Source organism: Brevibacterium sp. 91QC2O2 (assembly GCF_024580695.1).
Classification (GTDB): Bacteria; Actinomycetota; Actinomycetes; order Actinomycetales; family Brevibacteriaceae; genus Brevibacterium; species Brevibacterium moorei.
Genome location: NZ_JANIJY010000021.1, coordinates 25,707 through 51,149, shown reverse-complemented (window position 1 = coordinate 51,149; position 25,443 = coordinate 25,707). Strand labels below are relative to the sequence as shown.

General features: G+C 67.3%; 26 protein-coding genes. 12 read left to right on the top strand and 14 right to left on the bottom strand.

The genetic code is table 11. From position 1 onward, the window contains the following. Nucleotides 1-50 precede the first annotated feature (50 nt). The 7 genes from NQ036_RS12735 to pdxH form a co-directional block, all read right to left on the bottom strand. On the bottom strand, nucleotides 51-1,448 hold the full coding sequence (locus NQ036_RS12735) for a polysaccharide deacetylase family protein (RefSeq protein ID WP_257059492.1): 1,398 nt from the start codon (nucleotides 1,446-1,448) through the stop codon (nucleotides 51-53). 208 nt (nucleotides 1,449-1,656) lie between these two features. After that, nucleotides 1,657-2,688: a universal stress protein gene (locus tag NQ036_RS12730; protein WP_257047620.1), complete on the bottom strand. Its 1,032-nt coding sequence runs from the start codon at nucleotides 2,686-2,688 to the stop codon at nucleotides 1,657-1,659. A gap of 100 nt (nucleotides 2,689-2,788) precedes the next feature. Further along, nucleotides 2,789-3,292, bottom strand: a complete 504-nt coding sequence (locus NQ036_RS12725) for an HNH endonuclease (RefSeq protein ID WP_257059496.1) — start codon at nucleotides 3,290-3,292, stop codon at nucleotides 2,789-2,791. 429 nt (nucleotides 3,293-3,721) lie between these two features. After that, nucleotides 3,722-4,480, bottom strand: a complete 759-nt coding sequence (locus NQ036_RS12720; RefSeq protein ID WP_257059490.1) for a C40 family peptidase — start codon at nucleotides 4,478-4,480, stop codon at nucleotides 3,722-3,724. Nucleotides 4,481-4,734: 254 nt separating this feature from the next. After that, nucleotides 4,735-5,592 carry a C40 family peptidase gene (locus NQ036_RS12715; RefSeq protein ID WP_257059488.1) on the bottom strand — a complete coding sequence of 286 codons (858 nt, stop codon included), beginning with the start codon at nucleotides 5,590-5,592 and terminating at the stop codon, nucleotides 4,735-4,737. A 200-nt stretch (nucleotides 5,593-5,792) separates the two neighbouring features. Then, nucleotides 5,793-6,482, bottom strand: coding sequence for a metal-dependent transcriptional regulator (locus NQ036_RS12710; protein ID WP_257059486.1), 690 nt, complete (start codon nucleotides 6,480-6,482; stop codon nucleotides 5,793-5,795). A gap of 137 nt (nucleotides 6,483-6,619) precedes the next feature. Next, nucleotides 6,620-7,294, bottom strand: a complete 675-nt coding sequence (pdxH, locus tag NQ036_RS12705) for a pyridoxamine 5'-phosphate oxidase (RefSeq protein ID WP_257047616.1) — start codon at nucleotides 7,292-7,294, stop codon at nucleotides 6,620-6,622. Between the two features lie 38 nt (nucleotides 7,295-7,332). Between pdxH and serC the strand changes: the two genes are divergently transcribed. After that, on the top strand, nucleotides 7,333-8,475 hold the full coding sequence (gene serC / locus NQ036_RS12700) for a phosphoserine transaminase (RefSeq protein WP_373566595.1): 1,143 nt from the start codon (nucleotides 7,333-7,335) through the stop codon (nucleotides 8,473-8,475). Nucleotides 8,476-8,592: 117 nt separating this feature from the next. On the opposite strand, the gene NQ036_RS12695 is transcribed toward serC, so the two are convergent. The 5 genes from NQ036_RS12695 to NQ036_RS15865 form a co-directional block, all read right to left on the bottom strand. Further along, on the bottom strand, nucleotides 8,593-9,087 hold the full coding sequence (locus tag NQ036_RS12695) for a DUF456 domain-containing protein (protein WP_257047612.1): 495 nt from the start codon (nucleotides 9,085-9,087) through the stop codon (nucleotides 8,593-8,595). After that, nucleotides 9,084-10,349 (bottom strand): MFS transporter, encoded by a 1,266-nt coding sequence (locus NQ036_RS12690; protein ID WP_257047774.1) that lies wholly within the window; start codon nucleotides 10,347-10,349, stop codon nucleotides 9,084-9,086. Before NQ036_RS12690 ends, NQ036_RS12695 begins: the two co-directional genes overlap by 4 nt. Nucleotides 10,350-10,418: 69 nt before the next feature. After that, on the bottom strand, nucleotides 10,419-11,306 hold the full coding sequence (locus NQ036_RS12685; RefSeq protein ID WP_257059480.1) for a DUF3027 domain-containing protein: 888 nt from the start codon (nucleotides 11,304-11,306) through the stop codon (nucleotides 10,419-10,421). Beyond that, nucleotides 11,306-11,674 carry a cold-shock protein gene (locus NQ036_RS12680; RefSeq protein WP_257047610.1) on the bottom strand — a complete coding sequence of 123 codons (369 nt, stop codon included), beginning with the start codon at nucleotides 11,672-11,674 and terminating at the stop codon, nucleotides 11,306-11,308. The genes NQ036_RS12685 and NQ036_RS12680 overlap by 1 nt, the downstream gene beginning before the upstream one ends. 191 nt (nucleotides 11,675-11,865) lie before the next feature. Next, a complete protein-coding gene (locus NQ036_RS15865) occupies nucleotides 11,866-12,087 on the bottom strand; it encodes a hypothetical protein (RefSeq protein WP_257047609.1) in 222 nt (73 codons plus the stop codon). A gap of 133 nt (nucleotides 12,088-12,220) precedes the next feature. Between NQ036_RS15865 and NQ036_RS12670 the strand changes: the two genes are divergently transcribed. Together NQ036_RS12670 and NQ036_RS12665 are read left to right on the top strand one after the other, a co-directional pair. Then, nucleotides 12,221-14,413 carry a helicase-associated domain-containing protein gene (locus NQ036_RS12670; RefSeq protein WP_257059477.1) on the top strand — a complete coding sequence of 731 codons (2,193 nt, stop codon included), beginning with the start codon at nucleotides 12,221-12,223 and terminating at the stop codon, nucleotides 14,411-14,413. Continuing rightward, a complete protein-coding gene (locus tag NQ036_RS12665) occupies nucleotides 14,410-16,047 on the top strand; it encodes a DNA repair helicase XPB (protein ID WP_257059475.1) in 1,638 nt (545 codons plus the stop codon). Before NQ036_RS12670 ends, NQ036_RS12665 begins: the two co-directional genes overlap by 4 nt. Nucleotides 16,048-16,096: 49 nt before the next feature. Here the strand turns inward: NQ036_RS12665 and NQ036_RS12660 are convergent, their stop codons facing one another. Further along, nucleotides 16,097-17,083: a DMT family transporter gene (locus NQ036_RS12660; protein WP_257047605.1), complete on the bottom strand. Its 987-nt coding sequence runs from the start codon at nucleotides 17,081-17,083 to the stop codon at nucleotides 16,097-16,099. 209 nt (nucleotides 17,084-17,292) lie between these two features. Here NQ036_RS12660 and NQ036_RS12655 point away from each other — a divergent pair, with 209 nt between their 5' ends. The 9 genes from NQ036_RS12655 (at nucleotide 17,293) to NQ036_RS12615 (ending at nucleotide 25,134) form a co-directional block, all read left to right on the top strand. Continuing rightward, nucleotides 17,293-17,895 carry a hypothetical protein gene (locus NQ036_RS12655; protein ID WP_257047604.1) on the top strand — a complete coding sequence of 201 codons (603 nt, stop codon included), beginning with the start codon at nucleotides 17,293-17,295 and terminating at the stop codon, nucleotides 17,893-17,895. A 118-nt stretch (nucleotides 17,896-18,013) separates the two neighbouring features. Next, nucleotides 18,014-18,769: a response regulator transcription factor gene (locus NQ036_RS12650; protein WP_257047603.1), complete on the top strand. Its 756-nt coding sequence runs from the start codon at nucleotides 18,014-18,016 to the stop codon at nucleotides 18,767-18,769. A 60-nt stretch (nucleotides 18,770-18,829) separates the two neighbouring features. Further along, nucleotides 18,830-20,557: an ATP-binding protein gene (locus tag NQ036_RS12645; RefSeq protein ID WP_373566594.1), complete on the top strand. Its 1,728-nt coding sequence runs from the start codon at nucleotides 18,830-18,832 to the stop codon at nucleotides 20,555-20,557. After that, a complete protein-coding gene (locus NQ036_RS12640) occupies nucleotides 20,554-21,810 on the top strand; it encodes a S1C family serine protease (RefSeq protein WP_257059473.1) in 1,257 nt (418 codons plus the stop codon). The genes NQ036_RS12645 and NQ036_RS12640 overlap by 4 nt, the downstream gene beginning before the upstream one ends. Nucleotides 21,811-22,036: 226 nt before the next feature. Continuing rightward, on the top strand, nucleotides 22,037-22,327 hold the full coding sequence (locus NQ036_RS12635) for a WXG100 family type VII secretion target (protein WP_257059470.1): 291 nt from the start codon (nucleotides 22,037-22,039) through the stop codon (nucleotides 22,325-22,327). Between the two features lie 110 nt (nucleotides 22,328-22,437). Then, nucleotides 22,438-23,214 (top strand): PspA/IM30 family protein, encoded by a 777-nt coding sequence (locus tag NQ036_RS12630; protein WP_257059467.1) that lies wholly within the window; start codon nucleotides 22,438-22,440, stop codon nucleotides 23,212-23,214. Then, nucleotides 23,211-23,495, top strand: a complete 285-nt coding sequence (locus NQ036_RS12625; RefSeq protein ID WP_257059465.1) for a hypothetical protein — start codon at nucleotides 23,211-23,213, stop codon at nucleotides 23,493-23,495. The genes NQ036_RS12630 and NQ036_RS12625 overlap by 4 nt, the downstream gene beginning before the upstream one ends. 86 nt (nucleotides 23,496-23,581) lie before the next feature. Next, nucleotides 23,582-24,493, top strand: coding sequence for a zinc metalloprotease HtpX (gene htpX, locus NQ036_RS12620; RefSeq protein WP_257047598.1), 912 nt, complete (start codon nucleotides 23,582-23,584; stop codon nucleotides 24,491-24,493). A gap of 59 nt (nucleotides 24,494-24,552) precedes the next feature. Then, entirely contained in the window at nucleotides 24,553-25,134 is a 582-nt protein-coding gene (locus tag NQ036_RS12615) for a hypothetical protein (protein WP_257047597.1), read from the top strand. Nucleotides 25,135-25,193: 59 nt separating this feature from the next. On the opposite strand, the gene NQ036_RS12610 is transcribed toward NQ036_RS12615, so the two are convergent. Next, nucleotides 25,194-25,406, bottom strand: a complete 213-nt coding sequence (locus NQ036_RS12610) for an RNA-binding S4 domain-containing protein (protein WP_257047595.1) — start codon at nucleotides 25,404-25,406, stop codon at nucleotides 25,194-25,196. Nucleotides 25,407-25,443: the final 37 nt, after the last annotated feature.

Below are 25,443 nucleotides of genomic sequence, written 5' to 3'. Positions count from 1 at the left end.
GGTCCCGCCACAGTGGCGGGACCCCGGCCCCGGTCGCGAAAGTCCGCCACTCAGCGGTTGGTGATCACCTGCGGGTGTTCGGGATTCGAGCAGCTGAAGTCGACCCGGTAGGCCCGGCAGAAGTAGCTGGCGTCCTTCTTGAACGGCAGGCCCTTGAACAGGTAGCCGGAGGGAACCGGATACAGGCCGCGCTTCTTCAGCCCCTTGAAAGTCGCATCGGCCCCGTCGACGGTCCATTTGTGAATCGAGTGCATGAGGAACATCGAGCCGGGCTTGCTGGTGTTCACCGCGGAGTCGATGGTCTTCTGCTTCGACTTGGTCTTCCAGTCGAGGGTGTCGACGTCCCAGATCATCAGGCGCATCCCCGAGGCCTTTTCGACCATCCGGTTCTTCGCACCGTAGGGCGGGCGCATCTGAGTGGGCTTGGGGATACCGGCCTTGACGATCGCCTTGTTCGTCTTGTCGATCTGTTCCTTCACCCCCGCCGCCGACATGGCCGACAGCTGCGGATGGCTCCACGAGTGGTTCTCGATCTCATTGCCCTGGTCGTAGAGCTTCTTGGCCTCCTTGGGGAAGTTGGCCACGTTCTGCCCGATCATGAAGAAGGTCGCGCGCACATCGTTGTCCTCGAGCGCCTCCATGATCTCATCGGTCAGTTCAGCATTCCCAGGGCCGTCGTCATAGGTCACGCCCACACAGGGCAGCAGACCACAGGTGTAGTCCGGCAGCCAGGTCTTGGAGTCCTTGGCCGGGGTGAACGAACCACTGCCCAGGGCCTCACGCACCTGCTGGCCCAGTTCGGACAGATCGCCCTTGTCCACGGCCTGGCCGTCGATGGTCGGCAGGGCCTTGTCGTCGACTCCCAGCGCCGCGCCCTCGCCCAGTTTGGACGCATCGGAGAACAGCGCCGAGGCCGGCTGGGTCTTATCGTCCTTGACGTTCGTGACGAACGACGTGTGGCCGGTCTGGCCCTTGACCGTGGCGTCCACGGTGGACAGAATGTAGTCCCCACCGGCTGCGATCACCCGGTTGCTCACCGTCACGCCCTTGGCCTGGTCCGAGGCAAGGGCGGATGCCGTGGGGATCGCGGTGGCCCCGGCGGCCCCGCCCGAGGTGAAGTCGGCTTCGTCCCAGCGTTCGCCCGGCTTCGTGGTCACCGGGTCGAAACCCTTGTGGGTCCCGAAGGCCCCACCGGACTTCAGGTCGGCGAGGATCGCCTTCTCCATTTCCTCATTGAGACTGGAGGTTCCGCGCAGACCGAAGAAGTGGGCGTCCACGGGGACCTTCGTCGACTCGCCGTCGTCGACGATCGCGTAGCTCTGCAGGCTCTTCTCCACCCCCTGGGGCAGGCCGCCGTAGTGCACCGAGTCGCCCCCGATGCCACCGCCGCCGCCCGAGGTGCAGCCGGCCAGCAACAGTCCCGCCACCGCGGTCAGGGCAGCGCCCACCTTCGTATTTCGGCCCAGGCCGCGCCTCGGCCCCGATCCACTAGGAATTCCCACTGCTGATCCCGCTTCCTTGTCCACCACGCAACAAACCAATGGCCCGGGGCCGGATCATTCCGAACCCCGGGCCACTCAACACCCTAATACCTTCACGCTTGACGAAGTTCGCAGGGATGGGTGCTTTGACTCACACCGTGCGTGCCGTCCTACCTCACTTGAACAGCTTCTCGCCCGCCACGCGCACGACCATGGTCGGGCACTTGGCATAGGGCAACACGGACTGCGAGGTCGATCCCAACAGCAGACCGGCGAACCCGCCGCGGCCACGCGAGCCGAGGACGAGCAGATCGGCGGTGTCCGATGCGCGTACCAGGACCTCCGAGGGCTGCCCGTCGAACAGGGTCCAATCGACCTTGAGGTCGGCGTACTTCTCGTTGACCGCGGCCTGGGCCAGCTTCAGCTTGTCGGATCCCTTGCCGACGAACTCACTGAGATCGGTGGTGCTGGGCAGCCATTCGGGGCCGACCACGGTGGTCGTGATAACGCCCAGGATGTGCAGGGGCAGGCCACGGGTCACCGCGTACTCCGCAGCAGCCCAGAGAGCCGGGGACTCCTTGCCGAGCGCGTCGATGCCCACGACCACGGAACCACCGAAGTCCAGGCCCGCTGCGTCTTCGACGGGCAGGTCGATATCACCGGCGGCGCGGACGCTGAAGTCATCACCGGCGGCATTGCGGATCGGCCGCGATGCGGTGGGCTGGGCCTCCCGCTTGGAATCCGTGCTGAAGGCCGTGGGAATCACGACAGTGGGGCACTTGGCGTGGGCCGGCAGCGCACTGGGCACCGAACCGAGCAGACGGCCGGCGAATCCGCCGCGGCCACGGGTGCCGACGACTGCCAGAGTGGCCTGCTTCGATTCCTCGACCAACACGCCCGCGGCATCGCCGATCTCGATGACGGCCTCGACCTGGACACCGGCCTGCTTGACCCGGCCGGCTGCTTCCTTGAGCGTATCGGTCACCGCGGCGCGCACGGCGGAATCGTCGATCGGCACATAGGACACATCGATGGACGCCGCTGCAACGCTGGGCACCGTATAGGCGCCGACGAGGCGAATCGAGCGATCCGTCGCCTGCGCGTACTCGATCGCCCACGACAGGGCGTTGTTGCTGGAATCCGAACCGTCGATGCCGACGACAACGGCCTGGGCGTCTGCGACCTCCGGGGTCTTCTGATCGCTCATTCGATTCTCCTCACTTAGGGCCAGTCTCCACTGGCATCAATGCTTTGCGGGCTGACATGACCAGCCTAACGCCTACAGGAGTGGTTGAGTCCGCGTTCCGTCATGCGGCTGACGAAAGTTCAAGGAATGGACGCCAGGCCGGGGCGGGATCGTCGAGATCCGGTAACCACCAGGCCTGCCCTCCCGGAACGAACGGGGAGAACAGCAACCGCCAGCCGATCTCCTCGGGCAGCGCATCGCCCTTGCGGTTATTGCACGCGCGGCAGCAGGCCACCAGGTTCAGCCAGCTGTTCTGCCCGCCTCTGGAGCGCGGCAGGACGTGATCCACCGTATTCGCCGCATGACCGCAATAGCCGCACCGGTGACGGTCCCGGCGCAGCACCCCGCGGCGGGAGACCACGGTGGTCGAACCGGTGGGCTGCCGGACATACCTGCGCAGCAGGATGACGGCGGGCTGTTCGACCGTCAACCGCTCGCTGTGAATGGTGCGCCCGGGCTCTACGGCCAGCACACTGGCCTTCTGCCCCAGCACCAGCACGATCGCCCGGCGGTAGGGCACGACCGACATGGGCTCGTAACCGGCGTTGAGCACCAGTGTGCGCAGGCTGCTGTGCGCCCGGCTCATGCGCCCACTCCCACCGCAGAGGCCTCCTGCCGATCCAGTGCCCGTGGACGACGAAGGGCGCCGTGCACACGCACGGCGCCCTTCGTCCGGCGCGCAGACGCGCCGTGAGTGGCAGGGGCTATTCGCCCACCGCCACCGAATATGTGGTCTATCCCGCTGGTCCTCATGGCCATGACACCCGCTTCCCCACGCAGAACCGGTCCGCCGGATGCGGACGGTCCCCAGCGCGGTCGCTGTCCAGTGCCGCACCGGCTGTGCGGCACACTCATTTCCAGCCTACAGACAATGATGTCCCCTGTGGTGAAAACCACAGGGGACATCATTCAAGATTAAGCGAACACTCAGTGAACGACCAAGAGGAGGAAGCCCGTCGTCACCAGTGCCCAGTGTCAGTTGGAGCGCGGTGGCTCAGAGAACGCGAACGAACTGTGCACCCGCCGAGACCATCCAGTTGATCGACCGGTAGCTGGTGTCGACCCGGGGATTGCCCGCGTCGTACATCATGCCGCCACCGGCGTAGATGCCCACGTGGCCAGGGCTCCAGATGATGTCACCGGGCTTGGCCTCGGAACGGCTGACGATATGGCCGGCCCCGTGCTGTTCTCCGGAGGTGCGCGGCAGGCTCACGCCCACCTTGGCGAAGACGAACTGAGTGTAACCGGAGCAGTCCCAACCCGAGGGGCTGGTGCCGCCGGAGACGTAGGGCACGCCCACATACTGCTTGGCGATGCCGATGACCTTCTGGGCCTTCGAACCATCGGGGATCGAAACGGACTTCCCGGCCGACTTCCCCGCGGATTTCCCGGTGGCGGTGCCTCCGGCTGCAACAGCCTTCTTCGGCGCCTTGGTGGCCTTCACGCTGAGGTTGACGACCCCCGCGGTGGAGGAATCCTTCGCCGATTTCGCCGCAGGCTCGACGCTGATCGACTTCTGTGCTTCGAACGACTCGGTCTGCTGCGAGCTGGTCGCCTTGTCCGCATTGTCCTTGTCCGTGCTGGCGACTGCGCTGGGCAGGCCGGCAGCGACGACCAGACCACCGGCGGCGGCCACAACGGCCGCGCGGCGTCCAACCACGCCCGAGTTGGCGTTGAGGGCTGCGGTGAGTTCTGTCAGGGGGGTCTTCACGCGGGTATCCGCGCGACGGCGACCGTGCTGCTTCTGAGTCAAGGGGGGTTCCTCCGCGATCATCACAACCGGCCCGGTGATCCGGCGCCGCGTTTCCGTGGATCGATCGCAATCGTTTCGTTACAAAAACTGACAGGCTCTACCGTAACGAATCCGAACCGAATTGTCACGTTTCGGTCACGAGGATCACAGATCAACATACATTCGGGGCCACACGAGCAGTGCTCGCGTGGCCCCGAAAGCGCCTGTACGCGCTGTCGGCGGACCGGTCGCCGCCGGTCCGCCGACAGCGGCTATCAGCCCACGCGCACGTAGACCGCGTCGCTCATCCAGGCGGTGGAGGTGTAAACGGTGCCCACCCGGCTGTTGCGGGCGTCGACCATCTTGCCGCCGCCGGCGTAGATGCCGACGTGGCCCGGATGCCACATGATGTCGCCCGGCTGGGCCTGCGACTTGGGGATCACGGTACCGGCGGACTTGATCGCCCCGGAGGTGCGCGGCAGGCTCACGCCCACCTTGTTGTAGACATACGACACGAAGCCCGAGCAGTCCCAGCCGCTGGGCGAGGAGCCGCCCCAGGAGTAGGGCGCGCCGACATAGCCCTTGGCGATCGCCACGGCCTTCTCACCGCGCGAGCCGTTGGAGGGCACGGAGACGTGCTTCGAGCCCGAAGAGGACTTCTTGCCCGAGTCACCGTTGCCCGAGGACGAAGAAGACGAAGAACCGGAGGACGAAGAACCATTGTCGGTGGCCGACGGGGTGACCACGGGTGCGGGCTTGGGTGCCTTCTTGGCGGTGACGTTGAGCGTCACGGCTCCGGCCTGCACCGCGTCCTTCTTATCGGAGTCCTTCTTATCGGCCTTGGACGCGGCCTTCGCCGCCGGGGCGACCTTCAGCGCATCCTGGCTCTGGAAGTCGGTGGCGTCCGCCGAAACCTTCTGCGCGGCGGTGGAGGCTCCGGCATCGTCGGCCTTGGCCGTTCCCGACATCGCGGTGGGTAGGCCGGCAGCCACTGCCAGACCGCCTGCGGCCGCGACAACAGCGGCCCTGCGTCCCACCACTCCGGTGTTGGCGCTGAGAGCGTCGGCAAGTTCGGTCAGCGGGGTCTTCGCTCGCGTGTTTGCGCGGCGGCGACCGTGCGTCTTGTTCGCCAAGGGAATGTCCTCCAAAGTATGCGGGGCGCCCGGTCCGGGCGACCGAGATCAACCCTAACGAAATGATCACGGTAAGTCACGTTTTGGTTACGATTCCCAGCTGGGACTCAGATTCGGCCCTCCGAGTTCCACGACGCACTGGACCCCCGGCGGATGATCCGCCGGGGGTCCAGTGCGTCGTGGAACGTGCAGAGCGCCGTTCAGGCGGTGACGGGGCGGACGAACACGTGCGTCGCCGTCTCCACCGGCAGATCCAGCACATCCTCCACATCCGGCGCGCTCAGCGTGATGTATTCGCCCTCCGGCCGAGAAGAGACCTTGGCTCCGGGCATGACGCCGGTCTGCCTGAACTTCTCCAACAGATAGTGGTCGACCTGCAGGGGTTCGGCGAACCAGGCGATCTCCACATCAGCACCGGTGCGGCCACAGGCCGCCGCCAGGGAGATCACCGGTTCGGGTGCCGCGGCTTCGACACCCAGCTTGTCCAGGCCGGGGATCGGGTTCCCATAGGGCCCGGTCTGCAGGTTGGGCAGCAGCTTGACCAGCTTCTCCTCCACCTGATCACTCATCACGTGCTCCCACCGGCAGGCCTCATCGTGGATGAGCACCCAGTCGAGGTCGATGACATCGGCCAACAGGCGCTCGGCCAAGCGGTGCTTGCGCATCACCGACATGGCGTGCTCACGGCCCTCTTCGGTCAGTTCCAGCCTGCGGTCGGGGTCGACGATGAGCAGCCCGTCGCGCTCCATACGCGCCACGGTCTGGGACACGGTCGGCCCCGAATGGTCCAGGCGTTCGGCGATCCTGGCGCGCAGCGGCGTAATGCCCTGTTCCTCCAGTTCGACGATGGCCTTCAAATACATTTCAGTCGTGTCGACGAGATCGTTCACAGTCCCCTACTTTGTCGTGTCTGCAGACTCGATAGCCACTCCGGCTATCCACCCTGCCCTAATCCTACTGGGAAGAGCAACCGGATTCCCCGATTCATTCCCGTCCCCGGCTATCGTTTAGGTCAGCCTACATAAAATCACGGATTCAAACGCACGACACTCCAGTCCGCACCGCTGTCCAAGGGATGTAATTCCCCGTCGATCGTGGTGTAGACGAAACGATCGTGGAACCGGTTATCCCGTCCCGCCCAGAACTCGATGTCCACCGGCCGCACCCGGTAACCGCCCCAGTGTTCGGGCCGCGGCACGTCCACCCCCGCGAAGCGCTCGGCAACCCGTTCGTACTGCTCCTCCAGGCCGTCCCTGTCCGCCACCGGGCACGACTGCCGTGACGCCCAGGCACCCAGCTGCGACCCCCGGGTGCGCTTGGCGAAGTAGGCGTCGGATTCCTCCGCGGTGATCTTCTCCGCAATTCCGCGCACCCGCACAGAGCGCTGCATCTCGTGCCAGGGGAAGACCAGCGCCACGTGGGGATTCCCGGCGATCTGGCGGCCCTTGGCCGAGTCGTAGTTGGTGAAGAACACGAAGCCGGCGGCATCGAAGCTCTTGAGCAGCACGATCCTGGCATCCGGGCCCGCCGCATCCGCTGTGGCCACGAGCATCGCATTGGGTTCGGCCAGTTCCGCCTGCGCGGCGGTGTACCAATCGGTGAACTGGGCGGCCGGATCGGCCGCCAGATCGTCCGTGATGCCACGATGGTATTCGACACGCTGTGCCGCCAGATCCAGGATCGCCTTGGGAATGTCCGCCATATGTCCAGCCTACCCGGCCCCGGTTCACACGCCGTAGAATGGTCTGGGTGAGCACTGATACAGCAGACACCATCACCATCCCCTCCGACCTCCTGCCGGCCGATGGACGCTTCGGCTCCGGACCGGCCAGGATCCGTCAATCCCAGGTCGACGCCCTGAGCGCCGCGGGACGCACCGTGCTGGGCACCTCCCACCGGCAGAAGCCGGTGAAGGACCTGGTCGCCCGCATCCGTGCCGGCGTCTCCGAACTCTTCTCCCTGCCCGCCGGCTACGAGGTCGTCCTGGGCAACGGCGGGTCCACCGTGTTCTGGGATGTCGCGACCTTCGGCCTGGTCCGCCGGAAGGCCGTACACGCCCAGTTCGGTGAGTTCGGCTCGAAGTTCGCCAAGGCCACCCGGACCGCGCCCTGGCTCGATGAGTCGGTCATCGTCGATGCCGCACCCGGGACCTCGGCCGTGCCGACTGCGGTCGACGGTGCCGACGTCTACGCCTGGCCCCACAACGAGACCTCCACCGGTGTGGCCACGGACATCGTGCGCCCCGCTGGGATCGCCGAGGACGCCCTCGTCGTGATCGATGCGACCTCGGCGGCCGGCGGCCTGCCCGTGGACATCTCCCAGACCGATGTCTACTACTTCGCCCCGCAGAAGAACATGGGCTCCGACGGCGGCCTGTGGGTCGCCATCATGAGCCCGCGCGCCCTGGAGAGGGCCAGGGAGATCAAGGACTCCGGCCGCTACATCCCCGGTTCCCTCGACCTGGTCACCGCGATCGACAACTCCGCGAAGGACCAGACCTACAACACCCCGGCCGTGGCGACCCTGTTGCTGCTGGCCGAACAGCTCGAATGGATCAACGGCAACGGCGGGCTGGACTGGGCCACTGCGCGCACCGCGGAATCCTCCGGCATGATCTACGACTGGGCCCGGACCAATGCCCACGCCCAGGCCTTCGTGACCGAGCCGGCCGACCGTTCGGCGGTCGTCGCCACCGTCGACTTCGACGACACCGTCGATGCCAAGGCCCTCGCAGCGGCTCTGCGAGCCAATGGGATCGTCGACGTCGAGCCCTACCGCAAGCTGGGTCGCAACCAGCTGCGCATCGCCACCTTCGTTTCAGTCGAACCGGCGGACGTCAAAGCACTGCTGGCCTGCATCGACTACGTGCTCGAGCGCCTCTGAGCGAAGTGTAGGCCCCCGACACACGAGGCCGCCCTTCCCGCAACGGGAGGGGCGGCCTCGTCCGACTGCGCCCGGTGGCGGGCCCGGACGCCCGCCTGGAACCCGGCGACACGGGTACTAAAGGAAGTACACCAGCGCCCCGACCGCGAACGCCCCTGCGGCCACCACGGCACATCCGAACTCGATGATGATGCCGATGCCCAGCGCTTTGAGCACCACAAGGGTCGCCTGCCAGGCCGGGCCCCAGTCGCGCAACCGCAGATACTCCATCAGCAGCAGGCCCGCGACGAAGCCCAGGGGCAGCCCAACGACGGGGACGACGAAGAATCCCACGATCCCCAGCAGGCCGGCCACCAGCTGTGACCTACCGGGTATCCCCCGGTCCTTGAGCCGGCGCCCGGTGAGCACCCAGGACGAGGTCATCCCGGCCACCGCGCACACCCCGGCCACCGCGGTGGCGGCCCAGCTGCCGGGGCTGTTCAGGACGAATCCCCACACCAGGGTCGACACCAGGATGAGGATGCTGCCGGGCAGGACCGGCACGATGATGCCCAGACAGCCGACCAGGATGCACACGGCGACGATGAGTGTGGTGATGAGCTCCGGCGTCATTGATGCCCGTCATAGGTGAAGTGGATGATCCGCCGCGGATGGACCCGCGCTCTGTGCACGCGCATGTTCTTCGCGAAGACCATCCAGGTCACGCCGATCAGGATGCCGATGACTCCCGAGATCCCCCCGACCAGCACCGCGGCCCGTGGCCCCAGCCAGTCGGCGATGAAGCCGGCGAACGGCGCGCCGATCGGGGCCCCTCCCATCACGACCGCCATGTAGATTGCCATTACACGGCCGCGCACCGCGCCCGGTGTGGTGGTCTGGACGTAGGCGTTCGCCGCGGTCGACATCGTGATCGAGGCGAAGCCCACGAAGATCAGCGTCACGGCGAATGCGGAATAGGTGGGCATCAGCGCGGCACTGACGGTGGCCAGGCCGAATCCGCCTGCCGCTGCGAAGATGAAGCGCAGTCTGGGACGTTCCCGTTTGGCAGCCGTCAGGGCTCCGGCCAGCGAACCGATCGCCATCACCGAGTTCAGCAGTCCGAACCCACTGGCATCGTGGTGGAACTCCAGCTTGGCCATCGTGGAGGTGAAGATGTTGAAGTTGTATCCGAAGGTCGACACGACGAACAACACACTGAGGACGACCACGATGTCGGGCCGGGTGCGCAGATACGAGAATCCGCCGGTGATCGACTTGAGCCCCTGTCCTTTGGGCCGGCGGGCCGCCGGATGCAGCTTCGAGGTGTCCAGGGTAACCAGCACCAGGATGGTCGCGGCGAAGCCCAGCCCGGCGATCAGGAAGATGGGACCCGCGCCGATCAGCGCGGTTAGCACACCGGCGATACCGGGTCCCACCATGCGCGCCCCGTTGAACGACGCCGAGTTCAGCGACACCGCATTGGGCACCAGCTTCTCGCCGACCAGTTCGGAGACGAAGGACTGGCGCGCCGGCGAATCGACCGTGGAAACCAGCCCCAGGGCCAGTGCCAGAACGTAGACGTGCCACAGCTGGATGACCCCGGAGAGCATCAGCCCGAACAGGATGAAGCCGTTGATCCCCATCAGCGCCTGGGTGATGATAAGCAGTTTGCGCTTGTCGAAGCGGTCGACGATCGACCCGGCGAAGGGGAACATGATGAGCTGCGGCCCCAGCTGCAGGGCCATCCCCACACCCAGGGCCGTCGCATCGTTATCGGTCAGTTCGGTCAGGACGATCCAGTCCTGTGCCGTGCGTTGCATCCAGGTGCCGGTATTGGACACCAGGGCGCCGGAGAACCAATTGCGGTAGTTGCGCTCGTGGAGAGACTGGAACATCGAGCTCAAGGTGTAGCGCTCTCCTTCCGGCCCCGCAGCGCCCGTACGCCGCCGAACCGCTGCGTCGTATCAGACTGTTGTGTCCTCGGGTCGGGCATGACCGCCGTCCGAACCGGCCGGGATCATCTCGAACACCTCGGCCCGGTCGTCGACGACCGGTTCGGCGTGTTCGACAGGTCGTTCCTTCGGCGCGGTTTCCGAATGCGCTCCGCAGCCGGCGGCCAGGGCGACCACCCGGCCGTCGAAGGGCGACCATTCGTTGGCGCACACACCGAACTGGGTGCGCACTGCCCCCGCCATCGGCAGCAGATAGCCGCAGCTGCCGCAGTGTGCCGTGGAGTTGCGGGCGAATTCGCCGTCCGCACCCGATTCCGCCCCGGCCCAGCGCGCCGCCGCGTTCGAAATGCCCTCGTTCGACAGCACCCGCTCGCGGCCCAGACCGAACTCGAAGTTCGCGATCTGGTCGACGTTGTCCCCGCTCGTATTGTCCTCGTCCTGCCGCACCGGCACCTGCTGATAGCCCGGCTGCAGGTTCGGATCGGTGTCGAGCTTGGGCAACACGTCCTTGGGCGCCATATCGCCTGGGCGCACACGTTCGCGCCAGGGCACCCAGTCCGGCGCCAGCAGGGCGCCGTCACCGGGCAGCAGTGCGGTCTCGCAGACCGTGACCTTCTTCGAACGAGGGGCCCTGGCCAGTACCGCGATCCAGTGCCAGCCCCGATATGCGGGGTCGGTGCAGGCGAAGGTGTGGGTGACCAGGCGCGGCGATTCCTCCACGCACCCCAGGTGTTCCCCGATGTGGGCGGCGCCCGCGACCTCGACGATCGCCTCGCGCGCCACGTCGACGGCCGCGGCCAGCACCTTGTCCGGTGCCGTTGTACGGCGCCGCGGTGTCTTGACCGGGGCAGGGGCTCCGGCGCGCAGCGAGGTCTGCCATTCGGCGAATAACCCGCTCATCAACCCTCCAAATCGTCGGCGATGTGCCGCAGGACCTCTGCGACCTTCTTGGAATGCCCCACTTCGGGGAAGCGTCCCAGGTGAAGGCCGGCGGAAGTGTCCTCCAGCAATCTAATCACATCATCGATCATCGCGGCGGTCTTCTCGGGATCCCGCCGCACCCGGCGGGTGGGTTCGACGACCCGCGCTTTGAGCACCTGTTTGCCCTTGCGCCCGTCGACGACGTCGAAGTCCAGGCGGGTGCCCGGCTGGACTTCTGCGCCGGCCGGCAGCGCGGAGGCGTGTAGGAACACGCGTTCGCCGTCATCGGTGGTGACGAAACCAAAACCCTTGTCGGCGTTGAAGAATTTGACTCGACCGGTGGGCATGACTTCCTTTCCTCGTAGTGGTGGGGTACCGGCGCTGCGCGCCCGCCCCTGTGTGCTCCGCACCGCGCGCGACCACCCGCGCGAACGCGTGATCCGCCGATGAGCGGAGGAGAATGAGTTGATGGAGGGACCTGCGAAATATGGAGACTCCGACGGCGCTCCCCGCTGTGGGCCGCTGGACGGTCCCCGGTTCAGGCCCGACGGGCCCGGATCAGCCGGAGGAACTCCACCATCAACAGGATGAACGCGATCGGCAGCGTGATCATTCCGATCCAGGTCAGCGTCCGCGACGGTGTGGCCCCGGCCAGCGCCATGATGAGGACGACCACGATCGACAGGCCGCCGATCACGGCCAGCACCACGCCGATGCCCAGCATCACCGCGTCCACCCGTGTCGATTCAGTCTTGTCCACCGTCGCCCCTTCTGGCAGCATCGTCCCAACGCAGACGAGTCTACCGGTTGGACCCGGTGTCCGCCGCCGCGGGTACGGGCGTACCTGCCATCTCACATCCCGCATCCGGCCGGGCGGCACTAAAATGTCACGAGTGCCCTCGCTCCAATCGTTCAATGCCTGGCTGGCCCACTGCCCCGAACCCCGACTCCGCGCGATCCTGAACACGCGGCGCGATCTGCTGCGCCGCGATGCCGCGAACACGCAGCGGATCGCCGGCGCCGCCGGAACCCGTGCCGGGGTTGCCAGGGGGCTGGAGTCCTTGGACACCGGAGCCCTCCAGTTGGCCTGCGCGCTGGCCGTGCGCTCCCGGGTGACGCCCGTTGTCTCCTTCGACGAACTGCCCGCCGGGCTCGATCCGCGGGCCTTCGACACATTGGCCGATACCGCGTTGATCTGGCCCGCCGGGGCGGAATCCCAGGACTCGGCCGAGCCGGCCTCCATGCGCTGGCGCATCCAGTCGGAGGCGGTCTCCCTGCTGCCCACGAGCGCACGGGACCAGTCCAATCCCCCGGCCTGGCTGCACGCCGAACCACCCAGGGCTCCCGTCATGGCGCCGGTCTCCCAGGCGATTGCCCGCAACGCGCAGGCCGGTGCCGCAGCCCAGGTGGTGGGCGATATCGTGGCGCTGGTCCGCGAGGTCGCAGCCCGCCCGGCCTCCCAACTGGTCAAGGGCGGGATCGGCAAACGCGACCTCATGTCCTACGCCTCGCGCACCGGCGCGGGGGCCCACCGCAGCGTGCTCCTGTTGGAACTGGCCGGCCGGCTGGGCCTGCTGGGCGTCGGCGGACCCGATGCCGACCCCGTGTGGTTGCCGACGAACGTGTTCGAGTCCTTCGCAGCCGGCGACCGGGCAGCCGCCTACGCCCGGGTGGTCGAGGCGTGGCTGGCCCTGCCCGTCGAGGTGGGCCAGGTGGTAGCCGGGCGCGATGGCACCGGTGCAGTGGTCCACGCGCTATCGTCGCTGGGGCACAGCCCCACCTCGCCCTTCTCCGGTTTCCCGATCTCGCAGCCGGTGATGCCACTGACCCGGTACCTGCTGCTGACGGATTTGGACGCCCTGGGCGCGCGCGGCGGCTTCGCGGCCGCTGCGGCTGCGATCGTCGAGGATTTCACGTGGCACCATCCACTGCTGCCCAGCGCCGACGAACCGGTCCTGACCGAGATCCTGGCCGAGGCCGAGTACCTGGGCCTGGTCACCACTCCCCTGGCCCGACCGGACTCCTTCGGGCTGACCCCGGTGGGAGTGCGGCTGGCCGCGCACCTGGCCGGTGCGATGCCGCGCTCGGGCAACCCGCTGCCCTTCGACCTCGAGCGGCTCACGGTGCCGCAGGGCTGGACCGACCTGGTCGCCGGCCTCCTGCCGCCCCTCGAGCGCACCGTCGTCCTGCAGTCCGACCTGACCGCAGTCGCCACAGGGCCCCTGGAACCCACCGTGGCGACCGCACTGGAGCGGGTGGCCGATGTCGAGACCCGCGGACAGGGCACCGTGTTCAGGTTCACCGAGGCCAGCCTGCGGCGGGGGCTGGAGGACGGGCTGAGCGCCGCGGACGTGCTCGCCCTCATCGCAGGGGCCGCGGATGGCCCGTTGGTCCCGACCCTGGAGTTCCTGATCGAGGAGACCGCCGCACGGATGCACCGGGTGCGCCTGGCTCCGGCTCGTTCGGTCATCGTCGTCGACGATCCGGACGACCTGACGCAGATCGTCAACGAGCCGATCCTGTTGACCGCCGGCATCGAACAGCTCACCTCGACGGTGGCCACCGCCAGGGTCAGTCAGGAACGACTGGCCGAGCTGCTGGCCGCCGCCGACATCCACACCCTGGGCGCGCAGAGCGAACACACAACGACGCTGCCCGCACCGATCACCGCGGTCGCGCCGATCAAGCGCCGCAGCCTGCGCGTGGGCGACCGAGAGCTCAGCGACTTCGAGGCCGCCCTGCTGACCGAGCGGGCGACCGGCACCCCGGGGACTCCGGCAGCACCGGTGACGGTGGCCGATCGACTGCGCGAGGCCTCGGCGACCGGCGCCGAGGTCGTCCTCGAGACCGTCTCGCACACCGGCGAGGTCTCCCAGCTGCGCCTGTACCCCACCGCGGTGACTGCCGGACGGGTGCGCGGCCTGCGGGTCCGCGGGCACCGCGGAGCGGCACCGGCACCGCTGCGGGCGGGCGCCGCGGGCCTCTCCGAGGTCTCACTGCCCCTGGCCCGAATCCGCTCGGTGCGCCCGGCCGGCGAGCCCGGGGGCACAACACCGAATCCGTCTGCGAAGGGAACCGAGAAGTGAACGGCCCGCTCATCGTCCAGTCCGACCGCACACTGCTGTTGGAGGCCGGCCACCGGCTGGCCACGGAGGCTGCGATCTCGATCGCGCCCTTCGCGCAGCTGACGAAGACCCCGGAGCACGTGCACACCTACGAGATCACCCAGCTGGGCCTGTGGAATGCGCGGGCCTCGGGCCATGACGCCGAGTCCGTCATCGACACCCTGCTGCGCTATGCGAAGTACCCGGTGCCGCACGAACTCCTCCTGGAGATCGTCACGACGATGGAGCGCTTCGGCGTGCTGGTGCTCATCCAGTCGCCCGTGCACGGCCTGACCCTGACCAGCACCGACCCGGCACTGCTGGGACGCCTGGTGGACCATCCCGATATGCAGGGCGCACTGGGCAAACGGATCGACGAGGGCGCCGCGACGGTGTTCCCCTCGGAACGCGGCGAACTCAAGCACCGGCTGCTCAAGCTGGGGCATCCGGTGGCCGACCGCGCCGGCTACGTCGACGGTGAGGCCCACAGCATCGGGCTGTCCGATGACGCCCACTCCGGCGACTGGCACCTGCGCGATTACCAGGAGCGGGCCGTCACCTCCTTCCTGGCCGGGGAGTCCGGTGTCGTGGTGCTGCCCTGTGGAGCCGGCAAGACGATCGTGGGGGCCGCGACCATGGCCCGGGTCAATACGACCACCCTGATCCTCGTGACGAATTCGGTTTCCGCCAAGCAGTGGAAGGCCGAACTGTTGCGGCGCACCAGCCTGAGCGAGGACGAGATCGGCGAATACTCCGGCGCGGTCAAGGAGATCCGTCCGGTCACGATCGCCACCTACCAGGTGCTCACGACCCGACGGGGCGGCTCCTATCTGCATTTGGAACTGCTCGACGCGCGCGACTGGGGCCTGGTCATCTACGACGAGGTCCACCTGCTGCCGGCGCCGGTCTTCCGGCTCACGGCCAGCCTGCAGGCGCGCCGTCGACTGGGCCTGACCGCCACCCTGGTGCGCGAGGACGGTCGCGAGGACGAGGTCTTCAGCCTGATCGGACCCAAACAGTTCGAGGCCCCGTGGAAGGAGATCGAGGCGGCGGGCTTCATCGCCACCGCCTCCTGCCACGAGGTGCGGGTCCGGCTGCCGCGGGACATGCGCGCGACCTATGCCAGGGCCGACGGCGAGGACCGCTACCGGCTGGCGGCGACCTCGGAGTCGAAGATCGAAGCGGTCACCTCCCTGGTCAAGCGCCACGCCGGCAGTCAGATCCTGGTCATCGGGCAGTATCTGGACCAGCTGGAGGAGCTGGGGCGGGCACTGGACGCCCCGGTGCTCACCGGGCGGACCCCGGAGGGCGAACGCGAGCGGCTGTACGCCGATTTCAGGTCGGGCGAGCTGACCGTCCTGGTGGTCAGCAAGGTGGCGAACTTCTCCGTGGACCTGCCGAGCGCCTCGGTCGCCATCCAGGTGTCCGGATCCTTCGGGTCCCGGCAGGAGGAGGCCCAGCGACTCGGCCGGATCCTGCGCCCCAAAGCCGACCGCTCGGCGGCGACCTTCTACACGGTGGTCACCTCGGACACCGTGGACGAGCACTTCGCCGAACACCGCCGCCGGTTCTTGACCGAACAGGGCTATCTCTACACGATCGACAATCTGCGCTGACTCCGGCCGGTCCGCGGGCCCGGCCGCTGTGGCCGGTCCGCGGGTCTGCTCAGCGGTGGGCAGGGTGCTCGGCGGGGGCACGGACCGCGGCCGGCGCCTCGACATCGCCGAGGTCGACGATGCGCGCCCGGCGGGCCTGCCGGTTCTCGCCGACCTTGATGAACACGACCCCGGCCAGGATCAGCACTCCCCCGAGGCCCTGGATGGCGTGCGGCAGTTCACGCAGCAGCCACCAGGAGGCCAGCACGGAGATCGGGACCTCGAGGAGGTTGATGAAGGCGCCCAGGCTCGCGCCGACGTAGCGCAGGCCCCACACGCCGAAGGCGTAGGCACCCACCGTCAGCCCGACGATCGCCGCCATCGCCAGCCACCAGGGAACTGCATAACCCGCCGCGTGCACGGGCGCCGTCGTGTAGTCCACGTCGATCACCCTGCTCAGGCACACCACCAGGACCAGCAGAGCACCGGTGAACATGCCCAGGCCCAGCAGCGGAATCGGCGGGATCGGATTATCGGATTTGGCCGAGACCATGAAGAAGCTGGCCAGGCAGCAGGCCGCGCCAAGGGCGAACAGCACACCGACCAGGTTCAGATCGGCGCCGCGCGGGTCGAGCACCACCAGCAGGCCGGCCACCGCACAGACCATGCCGACTAGGGTCGGCACCGCCGGCCGCACCCCTGTGCGAATCCACAGCCAGAACACGATGAGCAGGGGCGCCGTCATCTCCAACAGCAGTGCGATGGACACCTGCATGCGTTCGACGGCCAGGAAGAACAGCAGTTGAACCCCGGCCATCGAGATGACCCCGTAGGACACGACGTCCTTCCAGTAACGGCCCAGCAGGTGCCAGCGGGAGTGCATGGCCACCAGGGTGGGGACCGCCAGCACCGCGGCACAGCCGGCCAACCGCAGGAACACCACGGGGCCGGGCGTCCATCCCGTGGCGTACATGGCCTTGGCGATCGGCCCGGCCAAGGCGAAGCACAGGTTCGACAACAGGGTCAGGACCACGCCGGTGGCGAAGCCGTGTTTCATGGAGTGCGGGCCTTTTCACGAGGAGGATGGACGCGGTGTCGTACCGGCGCCGGAGGGGTCACCTCCATTGAAGTCCCGCCGCCGTGGCACGGGCAATCCCCGGGGCGGGGAATCCCCCGCGGTGTGAGTAACCTCTCGCCTCCGGCGCGTCCGTATATCACGTGGTTCCCGCATTGCCGCCGTACGCCGCCCGTTGCTACCGTCGATTGTTGAGACATTCGAAACTGACAACGGTATCGGCACTGCTGGCCTCGGCCACCCTCCTGCTCAGCGCATGTGGGGGCACCGACGACAAGCCCGCCGAGCAGGCGGCCTCGCAGGCTCCCGCGGGCGCGGCCTCGCAGCAGGCCGGCGACCAGGGCGGCGCCACGGCCGAGGGCGAGAAGTACCAGGGCTCCGAATACAGCTTCAACGTGCCCAAGGGCTGGAAGAAGGCCAAGAACGCGAATGCGGATATCGCCTTCGCCGACTCGAAGAAGACCGACGGCTTCGCGTCGAACCTCAACATCAACTCCACCGGCGGAATGTCCAAGCTGACCGCCGACGACGTCGAGTCCCAGGCCCCCGGCCAGCTGCAGGCCGGCGGCGGCAAGGACGTCAAGGTCGGCGAGCGCGCCACCGTGGCAGGTGAGCAGGTCGCCCACATCTCCGCGAATATGGATGTCTCCGGAATCGAGTACGCCGCCGATCAGTTCTACCTGGTCCACGGCGACAAGGCCCATATCCTCACGATCTCCACCCCCACCGGCTTCTCCGCCGAGCAACGCGCGGAACTGTCCGAGTCGATTCTGAACACCTGGGCCTGGAAGTAGGCCACGGTCGGTGACCGCGGCGGGACCGGCGCTCGCCGCGGAAACACCGCCCGGATAATATGATTTAGATCACAATCACATTCAGGGGACTTCCAGACTAAGGGAGCACCATGGAGGCATGAGCACCTCAACAGACCCCCAGGTACCCGAGGCGACCCTGCTGGTCGTCGACGACGAACCCAATATCCGCGAACTCCTGTCCACCAGCCTGCGCTTCGCAGGATTCGAAGTCGAATCCGCCGCCAACGGCGCCGAGGCCCTGCGGCTGGCCGAAACCACCGAACCGGACCTGTTGGTCCTCGACGTGATGCTGCCCGATATGGACGGCTTCACGGTCACCCGCCGCCTGCGCCAGGCCGGCCGCCACATCCCCGTGGTCTTCCTGACCGCCCGCGACGACACCTCCGATAAGATCACCGGCCTGACCGTCGGCGGCGACGACTACGTCACCAAGCCCTTCAGCCTCGAGGAAGTCGTCGCCCGCATCCGCGCGGTGCTGCGCCGAACCCATTCGATCGAGGAAGAGGAGTCGGCCGTCATCACGGTGGGCGAACTCGAACTCGACGACGACACGCACGAGGTCCGCCGGGCGGGGATCCTCATCGACCTCTCCCCCACCGAATTCAAGCTCCTGCGCTACCTCATGCTCAACGCCAACCGGGTGCTGTCGAAGTCGCAGATCCTCGACCACGTATGGGAATACGACTTCGGCGGTGACACCGGCATCGTCGAATCGTACATCTCCTATCTGCGCCGCAAGGTCGACACCGCACCGGCCACCGATGAGGCGGGCAATCCGCTCGACCTGACGTGGACGCCGATGATCCAGACCAAACGCGGCGTGGGTTACATGCTGCGCACCACCGACAAGTAACGAAGAGCGGGGCCCATCATCTCTTCTCCGGTCAGACAGACACGCGGCCGCAGATCCGTCGTGTGGGAGGACTGGTCGCTCACGGCCAAGCTCCTGACGATCATGATGGCGCTGCTGCTGTTGGTGCTCACTGGCACCAGCGCATGGGTTCTGGAGAACCTGCGCGGCAGCCTCATCAGTCGCACGGACGACCGCCTGCAGTCAGCCGCCCAGGCTCTGGCCCAGCAGGCGGCCAACGAGGTCTTCGCCAATCCCCCGTTGGCCGCCGCGGATTCGCAGAACGGGGTCACGGCCGACTCGCTGCGCAAGCTGCTGCCGGCGAACTACTATGTGCAGTTCTACGATGCACGGGGGCAGCGGGCATTCAAACCGGTCGGCCCGGACAGCGACAATGTGCCCAGCCTACCGGCCGTCGACGACAAGACCGTCGAGTCGCAGGGCGGGCGTCCCTTCACCGTCAACGGCAGCAGGGGGCAGTGGCGCGTTGTGGCCCTGGGGGTGAACAAGACCGATTTCAACGTGGCGGTGGCGATCCCCTTCGACCGTGACGTCGACCAGATCACCACCTATGCACGCAACTCCAGTCTGGGCATAGGCCTGTTGGCCATGGCGATCGTGGCCGGGGTGGGGTACTTCGCCATCACCAACACATTCAGGCCACTCAAGGACATCGAGACCACCGCCGGTCGGATCGCCGCAGGAGACCTCACCCAGCGCGTCACGGAGTATCCACCCGGTACGGAGCTGGGCCGACTGTCCAAATCGCTGAACACGATGCTGGGCCAGATCGAGACCTCATTCGACGGCAGAACCCAGTCCGAGAAGAAGATGCGCCAGTTCGTCTCCGACGCCTCGCACGAACTGCGAACCCCGCTGGTGACCATCCGCGGCTATGCCGAACTGTACCGACAGGGTGCACTGCGCACGGACGAACAGGTCGGAATGGCCATGGAGCGCATCGAATCCGAGGCCAAGCGGATGGGCGTACTGGTCGAGGACCTGGTCGCACTGGCCAGGCTGGACGAACACCGGCCGCAGGAGACCGGCCCCGTCGACGTGGGTCGGATCATGCAGGACGCCGCAGCGGACGCCGTGGCCCAGGCGCCGGACCGCGATATCAGCTTCATCGGCCTCGACGGCGGTGATGCCCAGCCGATCCCGCCGGTGCTCGGCGATGAGGCCAAACTGCGGCAGGTCATCGTCAATCTGGCCGCCAACGCCGTCCGGCACACCCCCGGCGGAACCGCCATCGAATTCGCCATCGGCACCCTCGACCCCACGGGCCGGGGGCCGGCGGATGGATCCGGGCCGCGCCCAGGGTCCGCCGGACCCCGGGGCGGGGCCGGCGCGCCAGCCGTCCAGGCTCCGCCCCGGCCCACCGCCAAGCCGAAGGCCCCCAAGCAGGGCTCGAAGAACACCGCCATTTTGGGCAAGTGGGGCTCTCGGCAGAATACGGGCAAGCAGGGCACCGGCGATCAGCGACCGGCCGGAGGAGCCACCCCGGCCGCACAGATCCCGGCCGGCTGGGCCCGGCTGGAGATCCGCGACCATGGCGAGGGAATCAGCCGGGAGGACGCCAAGAAGATCTTCGAGCGCTTCTACCGGGTGGACGCTTCACGCACCCGCGACACCGGAGGGTCGGGATTGGGCCTGTCGATCGTCAAGGCGATCGTGGAGAACCACCGGGGCCGGATCTCGGTGCTCGACACCCCGGGCGGCGGCGCCACCTTCCGCGTCGACCTGCCGGTGGGCGGCGGACACGACACCATGAGAAAGGACGAGGCATGAGCCAGCAATACTTCGGAGGCGACGGCCAGGACTGGCAGGGCGGATACGCCTACGGCTCCCAGCCCTACGGCGGGCAGCCGCCCGCACAGGTGCCACCGCCCCCCTCGTCGCCGCCGAGCATGCCGCCGACGCCCCCGCGCAAGCCGCGCCGCGGGCCGGGCTGGGGCGCGGTCCTGGGAATCGCCGCGGCCGCAGCGGTGTTGGGCGCCCTGGTCGGCGGAGCCGGTGCAGTGGGCATCGACAAGCTCACCACCGACAACACGGCCGAGAGCCAGTCGGCAACCGTGGAGACGCCCAACTGGACGAAGATCTCCCAGGACGCCTCCAAATCCGTCGTCGCCATCCAGGTCGGCAAGAACGGCCAGCTCTCCGGGCTGGGCTCCGGCTTCGTCTACAAGGACGGCGGCCACGTCATCACCAACAACCACGTCGTCGCAGACGCCGCCGGCCCCGGTGGCGAAGTCCAGGTCGTCTTCACCAATGGGGACACGGTCGGAGCCAAGATCGTGGGCCGCGATCCATTGACCGATATCGCCGTGCTCGCCATCGCCGACAAGCCCAAAGACATCGCGCCCTTGAATGTCGGGGATTCCGGTTCCCTCAAGGTCGGTCAACCGGTGATGGCGCTGGGCAACCCGCTGGGTCTGGCCGATACCGTGACCACCGGCATCGTCTCAGCGCTCAACCGCCCGGTGGCCACGAGCCAGAACGACGACCCGCAGTCCCGGTCGCAGGATTCGGAGACCACCATCTCCAACGCCATCCAGACCGATGCCGCAATCAACCCGGGCAACTCCGGCGGGCCCCTGGTCGACGGAGCGGGCAGAGTGGTGGGGGTGAATTCCGCGGCGGCCTCGCTGAACGCCGGGGCGGGATCGTCCGGACAGAGCGGTTCGATCGGCATCGGCTTCGCCGTGCCGATCAACCAGGCGACCAGTATCGCCGATCAGCTCATCTCCACGGGTTCTGCCAAACATCCCTTCCTGGGCGTGACCATCGTCAACGGAACGGTCAAACAGGGCGGGATCGGCAGAGGTGCCGCCAATGTCGAATCGGTCCAGGGGGGCTCTCCCGCGGCCAAGGCCGGGCTGCGCAAGGGCGACTCGATCATCGCGGCCGACGGCACCCCGGTGAACTCGAACGTCTCCCTGCAGGCCCTGGTGCGCGCGCACGGCACCGACCGGCCGATGGAGCTGACGGTGATCCGCGGTGACTCCACCCGGCAGGTGTCCGTGAAGCTGGCGATGCAGTAGGCACACCGGCCACGGATCACAGCCGGCCCGCAGCCGCCCCGACCGCCGAGCCGCAGGCTGTGGATGCCGGCACGACCGTGCAGCGGCCCGCCTGTGGACAGGCAGATCTTGTCCACAGGCGGGCAGCTGTGTCTTGTCCGCCCGTCGGCCGGCCCACAGGATGGAATCGGTGGGGATACCCGCCCGCCCCGTTTCACGGGACGACTCAAAGGGGAAGGAGCGGATCATGTCGACATTCCAGGTCGATTCGGACAGAGTACTCGCGGCGGCCGGGATCGCTACCACAACGGCAGGTAACCTCGGCGGCCAGGTGGATGCGCTGATGCGGCAGTTGAATGCCCTGGGCGACTGTTGGCAGGGCAGCGCGGCGGCGAATTTCCAACAATTGGCACACGAGTGGGAGGGGGTGCAGAAACAGGTGCACGGTTCGCTCGAGCGCATTCAGGCGGCACTGCAACAGGCCGGGCGACAATACGCCGAGGTCGAACTGGCCACCGCCCGGATGTTCACCGGCTGATCCTGCGGGAAATTTCCAGGGTGGGCCAGTAGGCTTGAGCAAAGCACTCCGGCCGGGGTGCGGGAATTCCGCGTCCCGGCCGGTCCACCCGCCAAAGGAGACTCGCACCCATGGGCATTTTCAAGCGGATCGGCACGATCTTCGGGGCCAAGGCAGACAAGGTCCTCGACAAGGCCGAGAACCCCAATGAAACCCTTGACTACTCGTATAAGAAGCAGCTCGAACTGCTGCAGAAGGTACGCCGTGGCGTAGCCGATGTGGCCACCAGCCGTAAGCGCCTGGAACTGCAGATCAACCAGTTGCAGGCACAGCAGTCCAAGCTCCAGGGGCAGGCGCAGAAGGCACTCGAGATGGGCCGCGAGGATCTGGCCCGCGAAGCCCTGACCCGCAAGTCGGGACTGGATTCTCAGATCGCGGATCTGGGGGCCCAGCACGAACAGCTGGTGGGCGAAGAGCAGAAGCTGTCGCTGGCCTCCCAGCGCCTGCAGGCCAAGGTCGATTCCTTCCGGACGAAGAAGGAGACCATCAAGGCCAACTACACCGCGGCCCAGGCGCAGACGCAGATCGGGGAGGCCTTCTCCGGTATCTCCGAGGAATTCGGCGATGTGGGCATGGCGATCCAGCGCGCCGAGGACAAGACACAGCAGCTGCAGGCCAGGGCCGGCGCCGTGGACGAACTCATCGCCTCCGGCGTGCTCGACGATTCGGTCGGCGGCGCGCCGCGCGATGACATCGAATCCCAGCTCGAGGCCATGTCCTCGGCCTCGGATGTGGAGACCGAGCTCGCCCGGATGCGCGAATCCCTGCCCGGCGGGGGCTCTGCCGGCCAGGGACAGCTGACCGACGAGGCCGCACAGGATGCACCGGCGCAGGGGGATGCGAAATGATCGTGCGCATCATGGGCGAAGGACAGTTCGACGTTGCGGAAGTCGAACAGGCCGCCCTGCAGAACTATGACGACCGGGTCGAGGCCGCAGTCGACTCCGGAGACGAACAGGCCGTGACGGACACCCTGCACGCCCTGCGCACCTTCATTCTGGAGCACGCCAAGCCGGTCCCCGATGACTACCTGGGGCCCTCCGACATCGTCATCCCGTTCCCGGACGCCACCCTGGAGCAGATCCGCGAGCTCCTCACGGGTGAGGGCTTCATCCCCAACATCGTCTGAGTCGGGGCCGGCCGCCCAGCGGGTTCGTCCCGCCGGGCCGTCGGCACCCCATTTCGCACCACCTCGCAGCACAGGGAGCAACCACCATGGCCGCCAATCGTTTCGTCAAGGACCGCGGACTGAGCTTCCGCATGGGGCTGAGCCTGTTCCTCAACGGACTCATCTACGTCATCCTCATCCTGGCGATCTGGGCGATCCTGGGACGCAGCACCGGTGGGGTGATCATCGCCGTGCTCATCAGCGGCGGCGCCTTCTTCTTCCAGTGGTATCTCTCCGACTCCATCGCGATGCGCTCCATGGGCGCCCACGAGGTCAGCCAGCAGCAGGCACCTGAACTCCATCTCATGGTCGATCGCCTGTGCCAACTGGCCGATATGCCCAAGCCCCGGGTGGCGTACTCCGACTCGCCCGTCGCCAACGCCTTCGCCACGGGCCGCAGCCCCAACCACTCGGTCGTCTGTGTGACCCGTGGGCTGCTGGAGACCCTGGAACCGGCCGAGGTCGAGGCCGTGCTGTCCCACGAACTGTCCCATGTGGCCCACCGCGATGTCACGGTGATGACCGTCGCCGGAGTCACCGGCGTGGTCGCAGGACTGATGATGCGCGCCTGGATGTTCTCACCATCGCGCGGCGGCGATCGCAACAACAACGCCGCCATCGTCATGTTGGCGATGACCGTCGTCGGAGCGGTCGTCTACGCGCTGTCCTTCTTCCTCATCCGCGTGCTCTCACGCTACCGCGAGCTCGCAGCCGATCGGGCCGGTGCCCTGTTGACCGGGCAGCCGTCCACCCTGGCCTCGGCCCTGGTCAAGATCACCGGGGAAATGGGGCGGGTGCCCCAGCAGGATCTACGTGATGTCTCCGCGGCGAACCACCTGGCCTTCGCACCGGCCATCAACGGTTCCTCGGTCAAGCAGCTGTTCTCCACCCACCCCACCCTGCAGCAGCGGCTCGATCAGCTGCAGCGGATCGCCGGCCAGCTCTCGCAGCGCGGCTGAGCCGACCGCCCGCGCACCGACACCGACCACACGAGACGTAGGAAAAGAGAGACCTCCCCATGGGATTCTTCGACGCACTGCTGGGCCGATCCAAGCCCAAGCAGTCGAACCTCGACGACCTCTTCGCTCTGCCACCGGCGGCGCTGACCCTGCAGGCCGCCACCGACTTCTCCCCGACCGGCTTCGCCGGGGTGGCGTTCCGCCAAGTGGAGGGAGGCGCCTTCGCCCAGGTCGAAGCAGAGAGTCGGGCACTGATCGAATCCGACCCGACCGCGGCCGTCCACCAGGTCAACGACGGTTACGGTTTCACGTGGCAGGTCGTGTCCTCCTCGGAGATCGACGTGCCAGGACTGGTGACCAATATGCACGCGGTCAATTCCAGCCTCGAGGCCCAGGGATTCGGACCCATGCTGCTGTGCTCCACCCTGTACTTCCGGTCTTCTGCCGGGGTCAACGCCGCACTGGTCTACCTGTACAAGCGCGGTACCTTCTACCCCTTCGTCCAGGTGGGACCGAACCGGCGCGATACGGCAGTGGAGTTCAACATCCGTTCGGCCATCGGCGCCGATCTGCGATTCGAGGACGATCTGTCCAAGTGGTCACCGGTGTGGGACGCTCCGGGACTGACCGACTCACTATAAGGTTCCCGATCTCCGTCACAACGGGGCCCGGTGCGTCCTCTGCGGCGCCCGGGCCGGTGTCAGGCGCGGGCCACGGTGAAGGACTCCCCCATGAGTTCCACAGTGGCGCCCGGGTGAATCGTCGCACCCCGGCGGGTCTCCGTGCGACCATCTACGCTGACCTGCCCATCGGCGATGAGCTGTTTGGCCATGGCCCCGTCCTCGACAATGCCGGAGAGTTTCAGGAGCTGGCCCAGGCGGATACTGTCATCGCGGATCTCTACGGTTTCCATGGTCCTCCAGTCTAGTCCGCCGCCGGCACAACAAGTC